At 40.7% G+C, this 23,421-nt stretch carries 11 protein-coding genes; 8 read left to right on the top strand and 3 right to left on the bottom strand.

Annotated features, from left to right (window positions below):
* Positions 1-53: 53 nt before the first annotated feature.
* The 3 genes from BACFIN_RS17705 to BACFIN_RS17715 form a co-directional block, all read right to left on the bottom strand.
* Positions 54-2,642 carry a hypothetical protein gene (locus tag BACFIN_RS17705; RefSeq protein WP_007748332.1) on the bottom strand — a complete coding sequence of 863 codons (2,589 nt, stop codon included), beginning with the start codon at positions 2,640-2,642 and terminating at the stop codon, positions 54-56.
* A 124-nt stretch (positions 2,643-2,766) separates the two neighbouring features.
* Positions 2,767-5,022 (bottom strand): GH92 family glycosyl hydrolase, encoded by a 2,256-nt coding sequence (locus BACFIN_RS17710; RefSeq protein WP_032839039.1) that lies wholly within the window; start codon positions 5,020-5,022, stop codon positions 2,767-2,769.
* A 26-nt stretch (positions 5,023-5,048) separates the two neighbouring features.
* A complete protein-coding gene (locus BACFIN_RS17715; RefSeq protein ID WP_007748327.1) occupies positions 5,049-8,288 on the bottom strand; it encodes a glycoside hydrolase family 2 protein in 3,240 nt (1,079 codons plus the stop codon).
* 233 nt (positions 8,289-8,521) lie between these two features.
* On the opposite strand from BACFIN_RS17715, the gene BACFIN_RS17720 reads away from it, so the two are divergent.
* From BACFIN_RS17720 to BACFIN_RS17755, 8 genes are all read left to right on the top strand, one after another.
* Positions 8,522-11,032, top strand: a complete 2,511-nt coding sequence (locus tag BACFIN_RS17720) for a carbohydrate-binding protein (RefSeq protein WP_007748324.1) — start codon at positions 8,522-8,524, stop codon at positions 11,030-11,032.
* Positions 11,033-11,354: 322 nt separating this feature from the next.
* Complete coding sequence (locus tag BACFIN_RS17725) at positions 11,355-14,459, top strand: SusC/RagA family TonB-linked outer membrane protein (protein ID WP_022275920.1); 3,105 nt, start codon at positions 11,355-11,357, stop codon at positions 14,457-14,459.
* 20 nt (positions 14,460-14,479) lie between these two features.
* Positions 14,480-16,189: a RagB/SusD family nutrient uptake outer membrane protein gene (locus BACFIN_RS17730; RefSeq protein WP_007748321.1), complete on the top strand. Its 1,710-nt coding sequence runs from the start codon at positions 14,480-14,482 to the stop codon at positions 16,187-16,189.
* A gap of 12 nt (positions 16,190-16,201) precedes the next feature.
* Positions 16,202-17,593 (top strand): DUF4960 domain-containing protein, encoded by a 1,392-nt coding sequence (locus tag BACFIN_RS17735; protein ID WP_022275921.1) that lies wholly within the window; start codon positions 16,202-16,204, stop codon positions 17,591-17,593.
* Between the two features lie 28 nt (positions 17,594-17,621).
* Complete coding sequence (locus tag BACFIN_RS17740; RefSeq protein ID WP_007748318.1) at positions 17,622-19,211, top strand: glycoside hydrolase family 32 protein; 1,590 nt, start codon at positions 17,622-17,624, stop codon at positions 19,209-19,211.
* Between the two features lie 135 nt (positions 19,212-19,346).
* On the top strand, positions 19,347-21,176 hold the full coding sequence (locus BACFIN_RS17745; RefSeq protein ID WP_032839035.1) for a DUF4980 domain-containing protein: 1,830 nt from the start codon (positions 19,347-19,349) through the stop codon (positions 21,174-21,176).
* Positions 21,177-21,277: 101 nt separating this feature from the next.
* Entirely contained in the window at positions 21,278-22,444 is a 1,167-nt protein-coding gene (locus BACFIN_RS17750; RefSeq protein WP_007748312.1) for an MFS transporter, read from the top strand.
* A 35-nt stretch (positions 22,445-22,479) separates the two neighbouring features.
* Positions 22,480-23,367 (top strand): carbohydrate kinase family protein, encoded by an 888-nt coding sequence (locus BACFIN_RS17755; RefSeq protein ID WP_007748309.1) that lies wholly within the window; start codon positions 22,480-22,482, stop codon positions 23,365-23,367.
* Positions 23,368-23,421 lie beyond the last annotated feature (54 nt).

The following is a 23,421-nucleotide window of genomic DNA, read 5'->3' as shown; positions in this document are numbered from 1 at the left end:
AGAGGGGAAAAATTATAAATGAAAAACTGTTTTAAGAATGATATTTAAAAAGGTTATAAATCAGCAAACGGGATTTTGTAATTTTCTCCCATAGAATCGCGATATTCTTTGCAAAAACGGTCATATAAGTTTCGGGCAATACCTTTTTTCCCTTGTGCGGAGAGTACAGCACATTTTGCCGCTAACGCTTCTTCATTCAACGGATCGTGCAGGAACATGATATCAGCAAGGCGAATTATCATTTCTTGGTGGTTCCGTTGGATCTCGATATCCAATAGATTCTTGAGTAGATCAATGGAATGGCTGGAATAAGCATCTTTAAAATCATCCAACCAGTCAAAAATTGTATTGGGCAGCAGAGGACCGTATAACAGCAACTCCAATATCCGATTGAGCAGCTCCTCGCTCTTCTCTTGCTCAAATTGTTGAGTACAGGTTAATAGGGTGTGGTAATCGCAGAATACGGTTGTTCCCCATTTGATACGTAAGAAATTATTTTCAGTTATGACTTCTACGTCTCCAATGCTTTCTAACAATACACGTAACTTACGCAAGTTTACATTGCGGTTGTTACGAGCGGATGTCTCTTCCTTTTCAGGCCACAGTATTTCTGTTGTTTTGGAGGCGAGTATACCTTGCTCATTCTTCTCTGTATAAAGTATAAGCAAGATAAGTAAATGTTTCAGACGGGGAGTAAAATTGGAAGTTATGTCGTTTCCATCTTTATCACGTACATTGAAACATCCGCATAAGGAAATTGATGCACGACTACGGTCGTAATAATTTGTCGTTTTTGCGGAGACTGCATCTGTTTCTTGGATGTTGCCTTTTTCTTGCATTATTGTATGTTGTCCGGCTATCAACGGTTGTTCCGGAGTATTGTGATGCCCTATGATAACCGGGACTTCCTCAATCTCCTTAATGGTAATTGTTTTGTCTTTTCTGTTACTGCATCTGGAACGGTAGAAAATCATGCCCGCTGCTATGAGCAATAATATGATTCCAGTAATATATAGGTATTTATGGCCATTAACGATTGTCGTATTGGCTGACTGTCGTATATCTCCTTCGTTCACAAGAGGCATATTGATGGAATAGATGTATACATTATGAGTGTGGTCATTGAGTATCTTGTCTAATACTAAAAATAATTTCCCGTGAGCGGGTGAAGAATAGAGACTAAAGTCGCAATCCTGATAGTTCGATTCGTTATAAATGGGTTTTGAAACTTCAGTGTAAACAGAGTCTTTCATTGAAATTTTCCATAAGACTCCTCCTTTACTCATCGAAACTGCATAAAAAGAACTGTCTGAAGGTTCGAAATACATAGAAGAGGCCATGAGCGTTCCGTCTTCCTGAGGAGAATTTCGTTGCCATACCATGCGCGACTGATTGGTTTTCAGATTAATAGCACATAAACCAAAATAGAAATGAGTACTTAACTCCTGCTTGCCATATTTATTGCCTCTGCCGCCAAAAACAAATAATTCGTCACCTACTATAGCCATAGCCGCGGAATAACGGGGATAGAGGGGTCGTTCGTATTCCACTTGTTCCAGCTTATAACTACCAGACTTCATCCGGAATAAATCATTACGATACTGATAAAATCCATATCCACCGAAAAAATAAAAAGAAGAGTCGGCGGGATTAAATGTTCTGGCATGATTATAGTTGCTGGCCTCATCCATATTACGCTCTACATTACTCCATTTACTAGTGTCGAATGAGAAATAAGATGTGCTACCTTTTTTTAAATAATAAGATATTAATTTATTGGTTAAAGTATCATATAATAGATGGTTGGGATATTCTACGGCAGGATATCCTTCACGTATCGTAATTTTCTGTCGGAGTGTTCCCTTTTCATCTAATACTTCAATAGATTGCGGTTTTACTAAATAGAATAATGCCTCGCGAGCATTGAAAGCAACATCCAGTTTTCCGGGAATATGGGCTTGATGGATCAGTTTCCATTCGATGTGGTTATCAATCAGCCAAAAAGGATGGATAGCGCGGGCTATTGCTTTTTCTTTCATATCGTAACAAACATCGTCGTTGTGTTTCCATAACTTCCATTCACGTGTTTGCTTACCGTCTTGTGTGACGGTTATGTTCCTCAAATTGATGGGAGCCACATCTGCCAGATAGTTTTCCATCTGTCCAAATAGGGCAGAAATGTTTTTTGTATCCTCTAAAGGAACCATGGCTGACACTTTTTTGTTATCGTAGTCTACTTCTATGACATTGTCCTTCAGTCGCAGATGTAATGAGACATCCAACCATTTCTCGCGTTCGATAGGAGTGTCTATGGTGATGATACCTTCGTTGAGTACCAATGCCGGAAAGTGTCTTTCTTCACCTGCTACAAATGAGAAACGAATATATTGATTGGTATTCGTATGCAGATGGAGAATAGAACCGAAATCAGGTTCATTGGTACGCACATATATCTGGAAAGAAATAGTGAAATCATTTTTTATAGGAAAAGGCTGGTTATCATCTAAGTATAAGGTAGTTCTTTCTACTGCCGACACAGTATGAGATTTGAGATAAAGTCCGTAATCATATAAAGAAGACGCTTCCAATTTGCCTACCAGGCAAAGTAAGATAAAAAACAATATTTGTAGTTGATATTTCATAGTACTTTCTACTTCAGTCTGTTCTACAATTTATAGTTGCAAAAATAGGAAAAAAATGTCTCAAAATAGAATATTCATATCCAAAATTCTACTTTGAGACATTTTTATGTAAATCGGATAGGGCTTATTTATTTTCCACTGAGGGGGGGGTAGCATCTGCTCCACTGCCCCAAGTCTTATTCGGTTTGCTACCCATTATCAATACCAGCTTACCGCCATTCTTCAAATCCTCATGCCTAAACCAGGGCTTATTCCAATCCTGACCGTTTAAAGTAGCGGATTGGATATATTTGTTTTTATCAGAAGCATTTTTTGCTTCGACCTCAAATATAGAGCCATTGCTGAGTGTTATTTTTATGTTTGTGAAAAGAGGGCTTCCGATATTGTAGGTTGGTGAACCTGGGGTGACAGGATAAAAACCGAGTGAAGAGAAAACTACAAATGAGGTCATGCCACCGCCATCTTCATCTCCAGGCATACCCATAAGGTCGTTGCGGAACCATGTTTTCAACATTTGACGGATACGCTTTTGTGTTTTCCAGGGCTGACCAGCGTAGTTATATAGATAAGGTACGTGCAATGACGGTTCATTAGCCATGGAGAATTGTCCTACGTTACCTGTATGATCCGGTAGTTGCGAGTAGAAATGATATTTGCCGCGTCCCAACGGTTCGCTGAACGTACGGTCTAAGTTGGCGATGAACTGTTCGTTTCCTCCCATAAGGCTGATCAGATCGGCTACGTTATGAGGTACATCCCAGCGATAAACCCAACCATTGTTTTCTCCGTAGTATTCACGGGCACCCATTCCGCCGGAATAGCGATAATCGAAAGGCTCAATCCAGTTACCTTCTTTGTCTTTCGGATGGAAAAAACCGGTTTTTTCATTGAAGATGTTTCGATAGTTGTAAGAACATTGCAGGTAGTGAGCAGCTTCCTCTTTTTTACCTAATGCTTCTGCTATGCGGGAGAGACACCATTGGTCGTAACTTGTTCCCAATGTAACAGCAACGGGTTGGCGTTTCTCGAACGGATGTACATTCGGGTCGCTCTCTTTTTCATCCGGACGAAGGGCGGGGATGTATCCGTTTTCCCGATAGAAGTTGTCCAGCCAACCGGCTGCCGCTCCCGACCAGGGCGCAAGTGTTTTTTCTTCTATTCCTTTTCTACATGCTTCATAAGCTTTTGCTGTATCTACTTTCAGTCCTTTAGCCAAGGCATCTGCTATGGTGGCTACGGCATGGTTGGAATTCATACGGCGTGTGTCACCGGTCACTTCGGGGAAAGTCGGCATCCACATATTTCCCATTTGTTCAGCCATAAGCAAATAAGAGGCAATGATGTCCTCTTCTTTTTTCTGGTCAATCAGGGTACGGAGCGGATGGGCTGCACGATAGGTGTCCCAAATCCAGTCGTCGGTATAGAAAGGAGTACCATTATCATCATGTTCTTTACCATCGAAAGCACTGAAATAGCGACCGTCTTCACTCATGCAAATCGGGCGTTCGAAAGTACGATAGAATGAAGAATATAATACAATCTTATCATCTTCCGTCCCTCCCTCTACTTTTATGCGTCCGAGTGCTTCATTCCATATTTCTCGCCCTGTTTGTGCCAGTTGTTTTATATTGTAATCTTTTAACTCGCGGCGCAGATTCTTTTCAGCCTGTTCTTCACTAATGAAGGAAATGCCATAACGGAGACTGACCGTTGTCGTTCCTTCCGGGAAACGCCATGCTGCACAAGCATTTGTACCTTCGGCATTGTCTTTGCTGGCTTCAATGATTCCATTTTCCAAAATGCCGGTACTTAATGGCTTTTCCTGTGGTTCGATATATACGTAGACATTAGTATTGGCACTTAGCCGTTGATGACCGCTGATGAAGTTTTCGCCTACATGAATGGAACCATTGCGGGAATTCACAATGATATAGGCTGGCTTGTCAGCTTCAAACGTTATTCGATAGAGGGCGGACTGATGTGAAAGTGCGTATTCGGCTTTCATACGATTATCGTCCAACTCTACTTCGTACGAGTAAGGTGTGAGATGCTCATTATCGTAATTGTAAGTGATGATTGGGCAGAGGTTTTCGCCTTGATAAGGACTGAGGTTGAATGCGGAACGTTCCCGATGATTGGTGACGATCAGCGGAAGCCCGTTCAGAAGTTCGGTTGTATAGTCTGCTCGTTCGGGATAGACACGAAGCATACTGTTGGGTAATTGGATGGTCGGGAATGTAGGAACCAACAGGTGGCTTATGTTCCCTATGTATGGATTGACATAGTCAACCGGACTTCGGTTGACTATGTGTTGTCTTCCATTACACGCTCCCATCATTGAACAGATTGCTAAAGTAGCGAAAAGATGTGTAATTTTCATGATATGTTTATTATATTAATACTTTATTATTTGGTTTCCGGATTAATAAAAGAGGCTTTTAATAATGGAAGAAAATCTTGCTTGTTGTCGCATTTGAAGAAACCGCTGAACTCGTTCCGATCTTCATTTCCTACTTTAATAACCAATTTATTCCATCCTTGCAACAAAGGCAGTTCTTTGTAGATGATTTCATTGCGCCCGTTGTGAGAAATGTTGTTGTAAGGTTTGTCGTTGATAGACAATTCTCGTTTTTTAGCTTTTAACATCAATGAAAGTTTTGGCATATTCGGTTCAATCAGCAAATCGTCTAGTGGACGAGGACTGAATACGTAGAATTCCAAAGCCCAGCCATCATTTGTTTTTACCAGTTTATCTTTGGTTGCTACTGGGAAATTCACCTGATTATCCCGCAAAAAGAACACTTCATTAATATTTATTTCTGGCTTTTTGTAGCTAATACCGGCGTTTTTCAGGATAACACTTAAGGTATTGTATCCTTTCTCTGAATTGGCAAACTCTGTTAATGTGTTCAAATAGAAAGTAGTTGCCCCCTGTTGATATTTTACAAATACAGGTGTGGCGGCTGTACATTCATATTCGCTGCGAATCGTTCCGGCAGTCTTGATTTCTTCTGGACGCTTATTCCATTTGCGCCAGTCTGTTTTACAAGCATTCAGCAGGACATCTCCTTCTTCTACTAAGGCGCCTTTTAATGAATAGTTGCAGGCATCCGCTTTCTGAAGTTCGCAGAAATAGAAATCTGAATTGTTAAGCCCACGCATCCATGCTTTTTGTACAGGGAGGAAAGAGGAACGTTTCAATACATCTAAAGCTACCGGGACAGGTAGTATTTCATTATATCCATTAACTGTCTTCGGCGTGATTCCCCAAATCCAGACATCTGCACCTTTTGCAATTTGTTTTTGCATCTCTTTTTTAGTTGTTGTATCCAATGTTTGACTACCGTCTACAATATAAAGCATGGAGGAAGGATTGCTTACTTTCGATGTAAATATGACTCCTTGTCCATCCAAGAGTTGTTTTACTTTGCTGTTTGGATTACCGATGAATACTACTTCTTTATAGTTATCAGTTACAGGTGCGGTTTCGTGAGCTTCATACTGTGATTTGTCAATGACAGCGTAGGGAGACCATGCAGGAGCTCCCGGAGCATTGGCTGCACGTAAGGCACCGTACATCGGCCATTCCTGATAAAGTGGTAAAGCCGGGTCGTAACCGGGGTTAAAGGTTGTGCTATAAGGACCTACACGTTCGGGTTGTACACCGGGAACTCCCTCGTGGTATTCTCCGAAGAATATACCATCTTCATTTACTGTAGGGATTTTACTAATATCCTTTTTTCCTAGTGGTAACGGTTTCAGTGCATACCATGCCATATTAAATACGGTAGTGTACGAAGCTCCCATTTTGCGTTGGTTAGCTATCAAATTATAGCATTCATTTGCCAGACCTTCCATACGGCCCTCTTGCGATTCGTAGGCACGTTCTCCGTTGTACTTAGACACTTGTTCCGGTGTTCCGTAGTAAGCCATACTATGCTCACCTATACCCCAGGGCTTTCCGATACCAATCCATTTTTTCATGGAGTTTATATCTCCATAGTGCCCCACAGTTACAGGTAATATGCCGTTTCCGTCATCTTCTCCATCTGATGAAATCCAAGGACGGGTCGGATCATAGAGACGTACGATATCACGCCATTCTTCCCACGCCTTCTGTTGGGATGGTATTAGTTCGGGACGATTGTATACATGTAGGATAACAGGCTTGTTTTCGTTACTGATACTCCATCCGAAAACAGACGCGTGATTACGGTCGCGGAGTACAAAACGTTTCAAATGGTCTTTTGAGGTTTTCCAGAAGTGCTCAGAATCCAATTTGGGACCGCCGTCACTAGCCCAGTTGGCTGTTTCATTCAGTACGCAGATCCCCATTTCGTCAGCCATATCCATATAGAAACGAGGGTAGACTTGGGCATGAGGACGTACAGCATTTCCATTCATACCTTTAATAGCGGTGAACCAAGCCCATGCATAGCGGCGTGTCATTTGCGGAATACCCATAAAGTGCCATGAGTCTCCGTGCAATACATAGGGTTTTCCGTTCAAGCATTGGGTGGTTCCTTGTAATGTCCATTCCCGCCAGCCGAAGCGTTCGTATTTGGTGTCGACTGTTTGTTTCTTTTCTTTTATAGAAAGTAATAAAGCGTATAGATTAGGTTGTTCGGGAGTCCAATATTTTAATACATTTTCATGGACGGGTACCTGCAATGTCACTTTTTGTGATGCGTTGGCGTCAACTGAGACTTTGGATGGGGCAACTTGTAATGCTTCTTCACCGAGTGTCCATTTAGGTACAGGAGCAGAATTAATGTCTGTGCCGGCACAATTCACCCATTCTTTGATATTGCCTTGTAGTTGTATCTCTGTCTTTTTAGCAGTTCTATTTTCTATTGTTACTTCAATTTCTAAAGTGTTTTTCGATACTAACGGTTTCACATACACATCTTCAATATGTACTTTCGGCAAAGCCAGAAGATATACATCCTGCCAGATTCCATTGATAAGATATCCCCACATGGAACCTCCCGGAACAATGCGTCGGCCGATTGTTGAATTATCTTCGAATAAGGATTGGCTACGGACACCTACCAATATTTCTACTGTTTCTCCGGGAACAACCTTATCGGTGATATCAAAGCTGAACGGTAAGAACAGGTCGAAATTCTCACCCAGTTTCTTTTTGTTTATATAGATTTCTGAATATCCTGCCACAGCCTCAAAATAAAGTTTGATTTGCTGGCCTGCCCAATTGGTAGGGATAGTGATATTCTTCTTCATCCATGCCATCTTTACTTGTTCCCATTCTTTAGGATAAGAAGGGTAATTGCGATGGTCGGGGCCTTCTAAATCCCGATAACCGAACGAATTGACGTTCCACGGTGAAGGTATTTTAATTCGTGTCTTGCTCCAATTGCCATCTTTGGGAGACGATAATTGCGGAGCTACTCCTTTACCTTGTTTGTAATCTTTTGGTAAAGAGACGGGTTGAAAATCCCAATAACCGTTTAGGCAGATTTCTTGTCGATGCTCTTTTTCGGTTTTGTTCACTAAGCCTTCGCTGGGAGCAAAGGTGTAGGGATAGATCAATTTCTGATCATTAGTCGCTGTCTGTGCATTTATCTTTGTAGACTGCAAGGTAAGACTTGCCAGCAGACTGCATAGTAAAATGAAATTTTTCTTCATATTTTATATATTAATGAGTTTTCTCGCATCATCTGATGGCAAAGTAAAACGAAAAGTATTAAAAAGGGAGAATCAAAAGACTTAATCTGAGATTAAAAAGTAATTAATTGGTTTTTAATCTCTGTTTAATTGGTTTTTAATCTCCCAATAAAGCGGGGTAAACTATCTTTGGCTTAATTAAAAATAGATTCGTAAAAAAGCAACTAAAAACAATTCTAATAAAGGGAAAATCTATGGGAAACAATTTGTTATTTACTATGAAGTGTCTCTTACCATTATTCATGGGAGGATTAGCTGTTCTGAATTCGTGTAAAGAAGACCACCCGGTAATAAATGATGATTCCGGGCAGGGAAGTGATGTTGACGATGAGTATGTATACATTGATGACCGCTATGATAATGGTATCAGCTGTGAGGAATATTTAGCTAACTATCGTGGAGTGCCGTTTAAGAAGGGACCGGAAGGTAATAGTTTGTTTGTTATATCGGAAGTGCCGACTACGATAGAGGCGGAGGATTTTGATGATGGAGGGCAGAATATCTCTTTTCATTTTAAAAATACTACGGCTGGAAACTACAAAGATTACCGTGAAGAAAAGGAAGTTGCCATTAGCAAAAGCGGAGAGGTCGTAAATATTAGTAATATAAACAACGGTGACTGGCTTTGTTATACGTTACAAGTCACACAAGAGGGAGCTTATTCCATTGATACTTATTGTGTGGCGGGTAGTGGGAAAACCAGCTTCTACTTTGAGGTGGATGGAAAGTCGGCCGGTCAGATCGTAGATTCACCGGAAGGAGATTGGAGTGACTTCTCACGTACTGTTAAAGTGACCAATGTGCAGTTGAGTGAGGGTAAGCACGTATTAAGATGGTATACTACGGGCAGTGTAAATTTAGATAAGTTCGTACTTACCCGTACCGGAGAATATACAGGAAATATGGTAGATGCTTCTTTGTTTGAATATCCTCGGTATGGTTATTACGAACATAATCCGTTGTTTGTTAATTTCGCATCAGAAATGTATCAGAACTCATTTACTGGGACACTCTATACTGCCGATCCGTCAGCACACGTATGGGCGGATGGACGACTTTATGTTTACGCTTCGCATGACATGGAGCCGACACAAGGATGTGACCGTATGGATCGTTATCATGTTTTTTCCACCGCAGATATGAAGAATTGGACAGATCATGGGGAAATCATGAATTCTGCTACTGTGAAAGCGCACGTAGGTATGGGCATTGATGGTTTCATGTGGGCTCCTGACTGTGCTTATAATAAGGAAGATCAGTTATACTATTTTTATTTCCCTCATAAAATTGATACAGATACATGGCGTATTTTTGTGGCAACGAGTAAAGAACCAGCTGCGAAATTCAGGGTGAAAGGGGTGATTGAAGGAATTCCTTCAACGATCGATCCTTGTGTCTTTGTGGATGATGACGAACAACCTTATATATATACTAGTGGTGCCGGTAAAGGTTGTTGGGGAGCAAAATTACGTAAGGATGATTGGACTAAGTTGGATGGTGTAATGAGTCCTTTAACAGGTTTTACCGATTTTCATGAAGCTCCTTGGGTGCATAAATACAAGGGGAAATATTATTTGAGTCACTCAGATAATCATGCTTCCAGTCAAGGAGGTAACCGGATGCAATATTCTGTGTCAAATAATCCCTTGGGACCATTTACTCCGTGCGGTGTATATATGTATCCTCATGGTGAAGAAACGGCACACGGTTCAATTGTAGAATATAAGGGGAAATGGTATACCTTCTATCATACCGCTAATTATTCAGGTAGAGGAGCTTTGCGGTCCGTTTGTGTAGATCCGATTGAATATGATCAAAATGATAGGTTGAAAGTTGTACAAAACTGGGGACAGCCCTATGAAGGGAAGGCTCCGGAAGTAGATTTATCGGAGACATTGGTATTGGAAGCTGAACATTATAATAGAGGTGGCGAACATTATGGTTACCACAAAAATCCGTCGGAAGGGGATATACAGGTGGGCACGGGCAATGGCATTACATATCTTAAAAGTATGAAGTCCGGAGAATGGATGCGTTATTCAATTAATGTAAAACAGACTGGATCCTATGCTATTACTTGTCGGATGCGCCAGCAACGTTCGGGAGGAAAATTCCGTATTGCTATAAATGGAGTGTATAAGACGAACGAAATAAAGTTGAATGGTTCGGGCAGTACATGGAACGAAGTTTTTATATATCCTGTCGAATTACAAAAAGGTGAACAATATATTGATTTGCGTATTAAAGGTGGAGAATTGGATATTGATTGTATCAAGTTAGGAGAAGGATGCAGCCAAGTACCCGGTATCATTCAGGCGGAAGATTTCGATGAAGGAAAGTATCAATTTAGGGAAGGTTCGAAAGGTAATTTTAAAACTTACCGGAGTGATCAGGGAGTAGCTATCAGTGCTAGTAGTAACATCATCCACATTAGTAATACTTCTGGAGGAGATTGGATTCAATATACATTTAAGGTTTTGAGGCCGGTCTCGAATGTTACTGTTCGTGGGGCTGCAGAGAAAGATGGGAAGTTCGCTTTATCTTTTGATGGAGGAGAGCTGTTGACTCCTGTTCCAGCAACTACCGGAAACTGGAACACTTATAGTGATTTTCCAGTGTCGAATGTACAATTGTCGGAAGGTATTCATACGATGAAGATTCATATACTTAATCCAATGAATGTTGATTCATTCGATTTTCAATAAAATAAGGTTGACATCATTTGAAACAAAGTTTATAGACGAAGGCAAAGATAGCTCCTATCTTTGCCTTCGTCTATTTTTGTTGAGTTCTGATATAAGAATACTTTGTTGCCATAGAAATTATGTCAATGCACTCATGTATAAAGATGGGGAATACCATTTGTATTTTCAATATAATCCATCAAATAGTACTCTATGCAACATATATTACAGCCTTTGAAACATTTTTTTTAGTCGATTGATATAAATCAACCGTAATTTGCATCATCGATAAAGATAAAGTTCGTACTTTTAAATTAATAACATCAAACTAATGCTCAGTATTATGAAGAACAAAAAACTTCTTTGCAGTGTTTGTTTCCTGTTTACTTTCATGTCAGCCCTCTGTGGGCAAAACATAACAGTGAAAGGAAACGTTACTTCCAAAACGGATGGTCAGCCGATTATTGGCGCTTCCGTCATTGAGACTATATCCACAACTAATGGAACGATTACCGATTTTGACGGTAACTTCACGCTTTCTGTTCCTACTAATGCTACTTTAAAGATTTCGTATATCGGTTATAAGCCCGTGACTGTGAAAGCGGCTGCCTCTATCCAAGTTTTATTGGAAGAAGATACGCAAATGGTGGATGAAGTGGTGGTGACAGGTTATACTACTCAGCGTAAAGCCGATTTGACCGGTGCGGTATCTGTGGTAAAAGTTGATGAAATTCAGAAACAAGGTGAAAATAATCCGGTAAAAGCACTCCAAGGGCGTGTTCCCGGTATGAATATTACTGCTGATGGTAATCCAAGTGGTACGGCTACTGTTCGTATTCGTGGTATCGGTACATTGAACAACAACGACCCTCTTTATATCATTGATGGTGTGCCTTCTAAAGCAGGTATGCATGAACTGAATGGAAATGATATTGAATCTATCCAGGTTCTGAAAGATGCGGCTTCTGCTTCTATTTATGGTTCGCGTGCCGCAAATGGTGTTATCATCATTACTACTAAACAAGGTAGGAAAGGACAGATTAAGATTAATTTCGACGCTTCGGTTTCCGCATCTATGTACCAGTCTAAATTAGATATGATGAATACTGAGCAATATGGGCGTACATTATGGCAAGCCAATGTGAACAGTGGTAAGAATCCGAATGCTAATTCTATCGGTTATCAATATGATTGGGGATATAATGCTGAAGGCTATCCTGTGTTGGATAACATCTATGTTCCCAAATTTATTGATGATGCCAATACAATAGCAACAGGTGATACGGACTGGTTTGATGAAATCACACGTACAGGCTTTATTCAACAATACAATCTTTCGTTGAGTAATGGAACGGAAAGAGGTAATTATTTCTTTTCTCTGGGATATTATAAAAATGACGGTTTGATTAAATATACAAACTTCGACCGTATTTCTGCACGTATTAATAGTGATTATAAGGTGATAGATAATATTTTGACTATCGGTGAGCATTTCACTCTGAACCGTACGACGGAAGTCCAAGCTCCAGGGAATATCATGAGTGACGCCATGATTGCCCTTCCCATGATTCCCGTACATACTGTGGATGGAACGAATTGGGGAGGTCCCAATAGTACTATGCCCGACCGCCAAAATGTGGCTCGTATAATTTATGATAATCGGAACAACCGATATACTTATTGGCGTTTGTTTGGTGATGCATATGTAAACCTGAACCCGGTGAAAGGACTTAATATCCGTTCCACTTTTGGATTGGACTATGCACAGAAGTATCAACGTAATTTTACGCTTCCTTACAACACCGGTTTCCTGAACAGTGATAAGGATGCGGTTGAGATGAAACAGGAGCATTTCACCAAATGGATGTGGAATGCTGTGGCCACTTACGAATTGGAGATTGGCAAACATCGTGGAGATGTTATGGCAGGTATGGAGTTGAATCGTGAAGACGACATAAACTTTGCTGCTTACCGTGAAGGATTTGCGATTCTGACTCCCGATTATATGTATCCTTCCGCAGGAGTAGGACAGTCACAGGCAAGTGGCGGAGCAGGTGGTTTCTCACTAGTTTCTTTCTTCGGAAAACTGAACTATTCGTATGCTGATAAATATTTACTTTCATTTACTCTCCGTCGTGACGGGTCTTCCCGTTTTGGTAGCAATAATAAATATGCTACTTTCCCTTCCGTTTCTTTGGGATGGCGTATTAGTCAGGAGGCTTTTATGGAAAAAACTAAAGATGTGATTGACGATTTGAAAATTCGTGCGGCTTGGGGACAAACCGGTAATCAGGATATTGAAAATTACGCACGCTATTCTATCTACGAATCTAAATACGGTACAGGTAATCCTCCTACTTATGGAACTTCTTATGATATTACCGGAAGTAATGGCGGTAGTTTGCTTCCTTCCGGATTTGTGCGTACTCAGATTGGAAATGACGATATCAAGTGGGAAACTACTACACAAACCAATGTCGGTATGGATTTCAGTTTGTTTAATCAGACATTGTATGGCTCTGCCGAATATTACTATAAAAAAACAACGGATATTTTGATAAAACCGTCTTACATCGGTATTCTTGGAGAAGGTGGCGGGCAGTGGAGAAATGCCGGTTCGATGGAAAACAAGGGCTTTGAGTTTAATTTGGGCTATCGCAATAAGACGGCTTTCGGGCTTAGCTATGATATTAACGCGAACCTCGGTTTGTATCGGAACAAGATTTTGTTTGTACCGGGTGAAGTGGCTTCTACCGGAGATTTCGGTGGTGACGGGGTGATGAACATTATCGGTCATTCTATTAATATGAGAGCCGGTTACATTGCCGACGGCATTTTCAAGTCACAGGAAGAAGTGGACAATCATGCCGATCAGACCGGAAAAGGCGTAGGGCGTATCCGCTATAAAGATTTGGATAATAATGGTGTTATTGATACTAAGGACCAGACTTGGATCGGAAATCCGAATCCTGATTTCACATATGGACTCAATATTTATCTGGAATATAAGAACTTTGATTTGACTATGTTTTGGCAAGGTGTGCAGGGAGTGGACGTTTACAATGAGGTGAAGAAGAATACCGACTTCTGGTCGGTAGGTGATATGAATGCTAATCGTGGCACCCGTCTGTTGGGAGCATGGACTCCGCAGAATCCGGGATCGGATATTCCTGCCGTTTGTTTGGAAGACTTGAATAATGAAAAGAGAATTTCCAGTTATTATGTAGAAAACGGTTCTTATCTGAAACTTCGGAATTTACAATTAGGTTATACATTGCCGACAGATATCTCGAAGAAAATAAAGATAGAACGTTTGCGATTCTATTTCAGTGCACAGAATTTGCTGACCATCAAAAGTAAGAACTTTACCGGTATGGATCCGGAAAATCCGAATTTCGGTTATCCGATTCCTCTCAATCTTACATTCGGTTTCAACATAGGTTTTTAATTCATTAAATAACGATAATTATGAAAATCAAGAATATATATATATCCTCTTTGCTGTTAGTAGCCTCGTTGGTCGGTACTACCAGTTGCAATGACTTTTTGGAAAGAGACTTACAGGGAACTTCTGACGAGGGACAAACGATTAGTCCCGATAATGTGGACAATCTGGTAATTGCTGCTTACGCTCACATGGTGTCCGGTGAGGATATGAACAGCCCTTTCAGCCTTTGGCCGTATGGAAATGTCCGTGCAGATGATGCTTATAAAGGCGGGGCAAACTCCGAAGACGGTTCGCATTTCCATTTTCTGGAGATTGCTACGGGGATGACTACTGACAATTGGGCTTTTGATGATATCTGGTATCGTCTTTATTCGGGGGTGGCACGTGCCAATGCTGCTTTGAAATCTTTGGATGGTATGGATGCAAATACTTATCCGCAGAAGAATGAACGTATCGGTGAGATGCGTTTCTTACGTGGTCATTATATGTTTCTGTTGAAAGTGATGTTCAAGCATATCGTTTATGTAGATGAAACGATTCCTACTTCGGACTATACCAAGATTTCTAACCGACAGTATACTAACGACCAACTTTGGCAGAAGATAGCAGATGACTTTAAGTTTGCATATGATCATCTTCCCGATACACAGGTGGAAAAAGGGCGTCCTACGCAGGCTGCTGCATCGGCCTATCTGGCAAAGGTGATGCTTTACAAAGCTTATCGCCAGAATGAAAAGAATGAAGTGGTCGAAATTAATGAAGATGATTTGAAAGCTGTAATTACGTATACGGATAATGCTATCATGACTGCCGGAGGTTTTGGTCTGGAAGAAGATTTTGCATATAATTTTCTGCCGCAGTATGAGAACGGAAAGGAATCTATTTGGGCTGTCCAATATTCGCAGGATGATAATACGATGTATGGCAACTTGAACTTTGGTAATGAGTTGACAGCTCCGCAATTCTTCGGGTGTTGTGATTTTCAGAAGCCTAGCCAAAACTTGGTGAATGCTTTCCGCACGGAAAACGGTAGGCCGATGTTCGATACTTACAATGAGAAAGATAATTATGATGTGCAAGGCAACTACGATCCCCGTTTATTCCACACGGTGGCGATTCCGGGATTTCCTTATAAGTATAATGTGAACTATATTTTTGATAAGACGTGGACACGTAACGAACAGGAATATTATGGTCTTTATTCATCTTTAAAAGAGAATGTGGACCCCGATTGTTCTTGCCTGAAGAAAGTGAATTCTCCGTTTGTTGCTAATTCGATGAACCGTATTGTATTGCGTTATGCAGATGTAGTGCTGATGCGTGCCGAGGCATTGATTCAGTTGAATCGTTTGTCGGAAGCATTGCCGTTGGTCAATGAGATACGTAACCGTGCAGCCCGTAGTACTACGCTTGTTTTTGATTATGGGGCAAGTTTTAAAGTAGAACCGTATACAATGGCCGAATGGACTGATCGGGACATTGCTATGAGAGACCTGAAATGGGAACGTCGTCTTGAACTGGCATTGGAAGGAAGCCGCTTCTTTGATTTAGTTCGTTGGGGAGATGCGGCAAAAGTGATGAATCAATATTATGCGTCGGAAGCTAGTCGTCGTTCTTATTATTCGGATGCAAATTTTACAGCAGGAAAGAATGAATATCTGCCTATTCCTCAGAAGCAGATCAATTATAGTGGTGGTTTGTATCAGCAAAATAATGGTTGGGAGAAATAATAAATGGGAATTATGAAGACTTTGATAGATAAAATATATATGGTGTTACTGGCTGCACTTTTACTTTCTGCAGCTGGATGTAGTGATGATGATGACACATCGTTGGCTTTGAATGGTGATACATGGATTACTTCTTTCCATATCGAAGATTATGATAACTTTATCATTGAGCAGGATAATCAGGCGAGAAGCATTAAAGTGCATGTGGAAGATAATACAGATGTGACAAATTTAATTCCGGTATTTACTTTGTCCGAAGGGGCTACGGCGAATTTGGAAAGTGGTAAACCTGTTAACTTTACAATGCCCGTAGTGGTAAAAGTCACAAACGGAAATGTATTTATGAATTATACGATTTCCGTAGAATTGGATAAGCCGCAGATTACTAGATTTATGATAGGAGAGTATGCAGGCAGAATTGATGAAACAAACAAAGAAATCGTTGTGTATGTACTTGAAGACATGGATATTACCGCTTTGTCTCCAGTTGTTACTGTTCCTGATGGTGCTACGGTAAGCCCGTTGTCAGGCACTACATTGGATTTCACTACACCTAAAGAATATACGGTTACAAATCATTTGAATGCAGCCACTTATACAGTGAAGGTAGAAAAGGTAAGAACTTTTGTTTCAATGGCATTTATCGGAACAGCTGCAACTATTGATGAACTGACTAATAATGAAGAAAAAGCCGCTGCTCAATGGATGTTGGATAATATGCCGGGAGCAAGGTATATTTCATATTCAGATTTGAGGGATGATAACCCGAAAGTGAAACTTGATCCGGAACAGATAAAAGTCATTTGGATTCATGATGATAATCCTATCTATGATGATAATGGATTTAATTGGAATTCAAAGAATAATATTAGGAATTATTATCAGACAGGTGGAAATTTGTTATTATCTCGTGGAGCTTTACGATATATCGTAAAAGATCGGTGGGCTATTTCTATGGATGGTAGAGATCCTAATAATCAATTTAGGAGTGAAGATTCTCAGACTGTTACAGAAAAACCTTGGGGCTTTTCAATAGAGGGTATCTCTCATGAAATATTTGATGGCTTAGTAACTGAGGATAATTCTAATATTTATTTAATAAATACAGGTTATCATATTTTTAATTGGGTATTTCAATGGTGTATAGATTGGGAACCGTATTGGGGAATAGAAGGATGGAGACAACAAACTGGTGCAATAGAGTTGGGGTATGATGTTTCCAATCACAATGCAGTGCCTATCGCTGAATTCCCTTCTCGCCAGATAGGAGGAAATAGTAGTGGAAAGGTAATATGTATTGGCATGGCAGCTTATGATTGGTATGATGAAAACCAATCAGATAATCAATATCGTGGTAATATCGAGAAACTTACCTCTAATGCACTCGATTACTTAAGCAAGTAAAGTATAATCTGATAAAGAAAAGCAAATTATGAAAACTATGATATTAATGGCTTCAATACTGTGTCTGTCAATATCGTTTGCTGCTTGCAGCGATGATAACAGTCCGGTAATCACAGATAAAAATCTGAATGAAACGACAACATTCTTTAGTTCGACGGAATCGAACAATTATACGACTTATTACAAACCTTATGTTGGTTATGTAGGTGATCCAATGCCTTTTTTTGATCCGGTAAGTAAAGAGTTTCGTATTCTTTACCTTCAGGATGATCGTGACGGTAATTCTACTATCTATCATCCTATCCACGAATTGGCAACTACGGATGTGGCAAACTATATCTCTTTCCGCGAAGCAATACCATGCGGAACAGCAGTAGAAGACGATCCGGCTATCGGGACAGGAAGTACTGTTTATGATGAGGCTACGAAAACTTATTATACTTATTATACAGGACATAAAGCTACCGAACCTCGTGAAGTAATATTGTTGGCTACTTCCAAAGATTGTAAAATCTGGACTAAAGACCGTTCATTCCGTTTATCGGCTCCAATAGAAGCAGGGTATGATAAAAATGAATTCCGCGATCCATATGTTTTTTATGATGCAACTGCGCAATGTTATAGGATGTTAGTTTCTGCTCTGAAAAATGGGGATGGATATATCATTGAGTTTACTTCTACCAATTTGCATGATTGGGATTTAAAACCGGAACCGTTCTTCAATAATATTTGGGGGCGTTTCTATGAATGTCCGGATGTTTTTCAGATGGGAAGTTATTGGTATATGGTTTATTCTTCACAAGGAACAAAAAATGAACCGGCCGTTGTCCAATATTTCTATGCGCAGACTTTGGAAGAATTGAAGGGAATAGCTGTAGAGAATGGGCAGTTCCCTACTTTCGTACCCCACGAAGGATGGTTAGATGGAGTTAGTTTTTATGCTGGAAAAACAGCGGGCGATGATACAAATCGTTATCTTTGGGGATGGTGTCCGACACGTGAAGGACAGAAAACCACAGGTACCAAAAGTTGGGCAGGAGCATTGGTCGCTCATAGATTGATTCAGAACGGAGATGGAACATTAAGTTTGGATGTTCCACAAGCGATTTCCGCCAAATATTCCCAATCGGTGACATTGGCTGAAAAGACGAAGGTAGGGGATGTAACGGTCAACACTTCTTCTTATACATTGAAAGCAAATTCATTTGTCCGCTTCGCCCGTTTGAGAAGCCGGAACAAAATAACCATGACTGCAACAATCCCTGAAGAGAATGAAGCCGTATTCGGACTTTCATTTGTCGATTGCAGTGATAAGGCAGAAAAGGCGCGTATTTTCATTGAAGATAAATATAATTTCCTGAAGTTGAAAGAAGTAGAAGTAAATGAGAAAACAGGTGAATGGAATGATGCGGGTGCTATAACAGAACGTGCTATAACTCCGGCTGCTGACAATGTATATCATATAGAGGTCTATACTGAAGAATCTGTGTGTGTAGTCTATATAAATGGAAGGTATGCTTTCACCAACCGTATTTATGATTTGGCTAAAAATCCTTGGGCTATTTTTTGTACTGAGGGTGAAGTGACTGTATCTGATATAAAATTGAGTACTTATTAATTGAGAAAGTAACATCTTTTATAGCGTTTGAAACAAATGTGATAGGCGCTCCGATGCATTGCGCCTATCTTTGCATTGCAACAACCAAGAAATATGATACTATTAATAATAAGTAATAACCTTAATACCATAAACATGAATGTATTTTTACCTTTGAGAAAACTTCAGACTCTTCTGATTTGTTCCATTTTTATGAATATCTCGCTTCTGGCTTTAGCTGCAGATCCTTCTCTATTAATAAAAGATTTAGGAGAAGGACATTGTTTGGTGCGTGTCAATACTACTCAGAAATACTTGTTATTACCGGTAGAAGATACATCGCCTGACGTACGTATCAGTATGATTGCTGATAACAAAGAAGTGAAGAGCTTTGATGTCCGTCTGGCTATTAACAAGGTAGATTATTTTGTTCCGGTAGACCTTTCCGATTATTCCGGTAAGTTGGTTTCATTTAAATTCAAAATGAATTCAAATGATCCGGTACGTGTCAATCTTTCACCGGATAACACCGCTTGCTGTAGAGAAATGAAGTTGTCCGACACCTTCGATACAACTAATCGTGAAAAGTTCCGTCCTGTTTATCACTTCTCACCTCTTTATGGATGGATGAATGATCCCAACGGAATGGTATATAAAGACGGAGAGTATCATTTGTTTTATCAGCATAATCCATACGGTTCCAAATGGGGAAATATGAATTGGGGACATGCTATCAGTAAAGACTTAATCAATTGGGAATATCGGTCTGATGCTATAACTCCGGATGCGTTTGGCACTATTTTCAGTGGTTCGGCTGTGGTGGATCATAATAATACAGCTGGTTTTGGTGCAGGTGCTATCATCGCTATCTATACACAGAACGGTGATCGTCAGGTACAAAGTATCGCTTACAGTACCGACAATGGACGTACTTTTACAAAGTATGCGGATAATCCGGTGTTGGTATCTGAAGCCCGCGATTTCCGCGATCCGAAAGTCTTTTGGTATGAAGGGACAAAACGTTGGATTATGGTACTTGCCGTAGGGCAGGAAATGCAGTTTTTTTCTTCTCCCAATTTGAAAAACTGGACTTTTGAAAGCAGTTTCGGTAAGGGACAAGGTGCTCACGGAAATGTTTGGGAATGTCCGGATTTATTTGAACTTCCCGTGGAAGGTACGAATGAAAAGAAATGGGTATTGCTTTGTAGTCTTGGTGACGGCCCTTTCGGTGACTCGGCCACTCAATACTTTGTCGGAACGTTCAACGGAAAAGAATTTGTAAACGAATCACCCTCCAAAACCAAATGGATGGACTGGGGAAAAGACCATTACGCCACTGTTACTTGGTGTGATGCTCCCGACAACCGTCGCATTGCTATCGCATGGATGAGCAACTGGCAATATGCAAACGATGTTCCTACCTCTCAATACCGTAGCCCGAACTCTGTTCCTCGCGATTTGAGCCTGTTCACTGTAGATGGCGAGACTTATCTTCAGTCTGCTCCCTCTCCCGAACTGCTGAAACTGCGTGACGTCTCCAAGAAACGCTCGTTCAAAGTGAACGGAACACGTATCATCAAAGACATGATTGCCGACAATGAGGGTGCATACGAAATAGAACTGACTATCGAAAATCAACATGCGGATGTAATCGGCCTCCGTCTCTACAATGACAAAGGCGAAGAAGTGGATATGCAATATAACATGACAGAAAAGAAATTCTCGATGGACCGCCGCAAAAGCGGAGATGTAGGTTTCAATGAGAACTTCCCAATGTTGACCTGGACGGCTATTGAGAGTGGAAAAGACGAATTGAAACTCCGTCTGTTTGTCGACAAATCCAGTGTGGAAGCCTTTGGCGATGGCGGACGTTTTGTGATGACTAATCAGGTGTTCCCGTCGGAACCTTACACTCATATTGACTTTTACAGTAAAGGAGGAGCGTATAAAGTAGATTCGTTTGTGATTTACAAGTTGAAGAAATAAGCCCATTCTCCTTACTCTATGCGCTCTTTACCCGCTTCTTTGTTTTAGGGTGATGTACATTGCCCTATGGAAACAGAATTCATCGTATAAAAGATAAAATAATGGAAAACAGTAAAAATTCTTCCCTCTCCAAACTAGTCCCGGTGATGCTTTGCTTCTTCGCCATGGGATTTGTTGACCTGGTAGGCATTGCCTCCAATTACGTAAAGGCGGATCTTGGTCTGTCGGACTCACAGGCGAATATCTTTCCGTCATTAGTATTCTTCTGGTTTTTGATATTCTCTGTACCTACAGGTATGCTGATGAGCCGCATTGGTCAGAAGAAAACCGTATTGCTTAGTTTGATTGTGACTTTCGCTTCTCTGTTGCTACCCGTTTTTGGTGACAGCTATATGCTGATGTTGATTTCTTTTTCTTTATTAGGAATAGGAAATGCGTTAATGCAGACTTCCTTGAACCCGTTGCTTTCCAATATCGTACGTGGCGACCGTCTGGCAAGTAGCCTGACTTTCGGTCAGTTTGTGAAAGCCATTGCTTCTTTTCTGGCTCCTTACATCGCCATGTGGGGAGCGACGCAGGTCATTCCGACTTTTGATTTAGGCTGGCGCGTGTTATTCCCTATTTATATGATTGTAGCGATCATTGCCATTCTCTCGCTCAATATTACTCAGATTGAAGAAGAAAAAGAGGAAGGCAAACCGTCTACTTTCGGACAATGTCTGGCTTTGCTTGGCAAACCGTTTATCCTGCTTTGTTTTATTGGTATCATGTGCCATGTCGGTATTGATGTAGGTACAAATACTACCGCTCCAAAGATTCTGATGGAACGTCTTGGCATGGGGCTGGATGACGCTGCTTTTGCTACAAGCCTTTATTTTATCTTCCGTACGGCTGGCTGCTTCTTAGGATCGTTTATTTTACGCAAGATGTCAGCAAAATCTTTCTTTGGCATTAGTGTGGTGATGATGTTGATAGCGATGGCCGGATTGTTTGTTTTTCATGAAAAGACAATGATTTATGCCTGCATTGCATTGATTGGTTTTGGTAATTCCAATGTATTCTCTGTTATTTTCTCGCAGGCGTTACTTTATCTTCCGGTGAAAAAGAATGAGGTTTCCGGCTTGATGATTATGGGACTTTTCGGAGGAACAGTGTTTCCGTTGGCTATGGGAGTTGCCTCCGATGCAATGGGGCAGAGTGGGGCGGTAGCCGTAATGACGGTGGGCGTAATGTATCTTTTGTTTTATACGTTCCGTATTAGAAAATAAATTAATAACTTTGGAAACAATAAAATCTGTAAGTCATGAATAATATAATTGTAGGAATGGGCGAAGCACTTTGGGATGTGTTGCCCGAAGGAAAGAAAATTGGCGGTGCTCCGGCAAACTTTGCCTATCATGTATCGCAGTTTGGCTTTGACAGCCGCGTAGTAAGTGCCGTGGGGAATGATGAGCTGGGAGATGAGATTCTGAGAGTATTCAATGAAAAGAAACTGAAAACACAGATTGAACGTGTGGATTATCCTACCGGTACGGTGCAGGTAACGTTGGATGATGAGGGTGTCCCTTGTTATGAAATTAAGGAAGGGGTTGCATGGGACAATATTCCTTTTACAGATGAACTGAAACGTTTGGCTTTGAATACACGTGCTGTTTGCTTCGGATCATTGGCACAACGCAATGAGGTGAGCCGTGCTACTATCAATCGTTTTTTGGATACAATGCCTGATATAGACGGGCAATTGAAGATTTTTGATATTAATCTCCGACAGGATTTTTATTCAAAAGAGGTTATTCGTGAGTCCTGCCAGCGTTGCAACGTGTTGAAGATAAATGACGAAGAATTAGTGACCATTAGCCGTATGTTTGGCTATCCGGGTATTGACTTGCAGGATAAATGCTGGATTTTGTTAGCTAAGTATAATCTGAAGATGTTGATTCTGACTTGTGGTATCAATGGAAGTTACGTATTTACTCCGGGAGTTGTTTCCTTCCAAGAGACCCCGAGGGTTCCCGTAGCTGATACGGTGGGAGCCGGTGACTCCTTTACAGCAACGTTCTGTGCTTCTATTCTCAATGGTAAGTCGGTTCCCGAAGCTCATAAACTGGCTGTTGAAGCTTCCGCTTATGTATGTACGCAAAGCGGTGCAATGCCGGAACTTCCACAGGTACTGAAAGATAGGATGTTATAAAAGCCTATACGATAGAATATATAATAAAACTCCCATGAGATGAAGCTCATGGGA

Source organism: Bacteroides finegoldii DSM 17565, from assembly GCF_000156195.1.
GTDB lineage: Bacteria > Bacteroidota > Bacteroidia > Bacteroidales > Bacteroidaceae > Bacteroides > Bacteroides finegoldii.
Note: the sequence above shows the minus strand (reverse complement) of the source record. Positions and strands in the feature narration are given on the sequence as shown.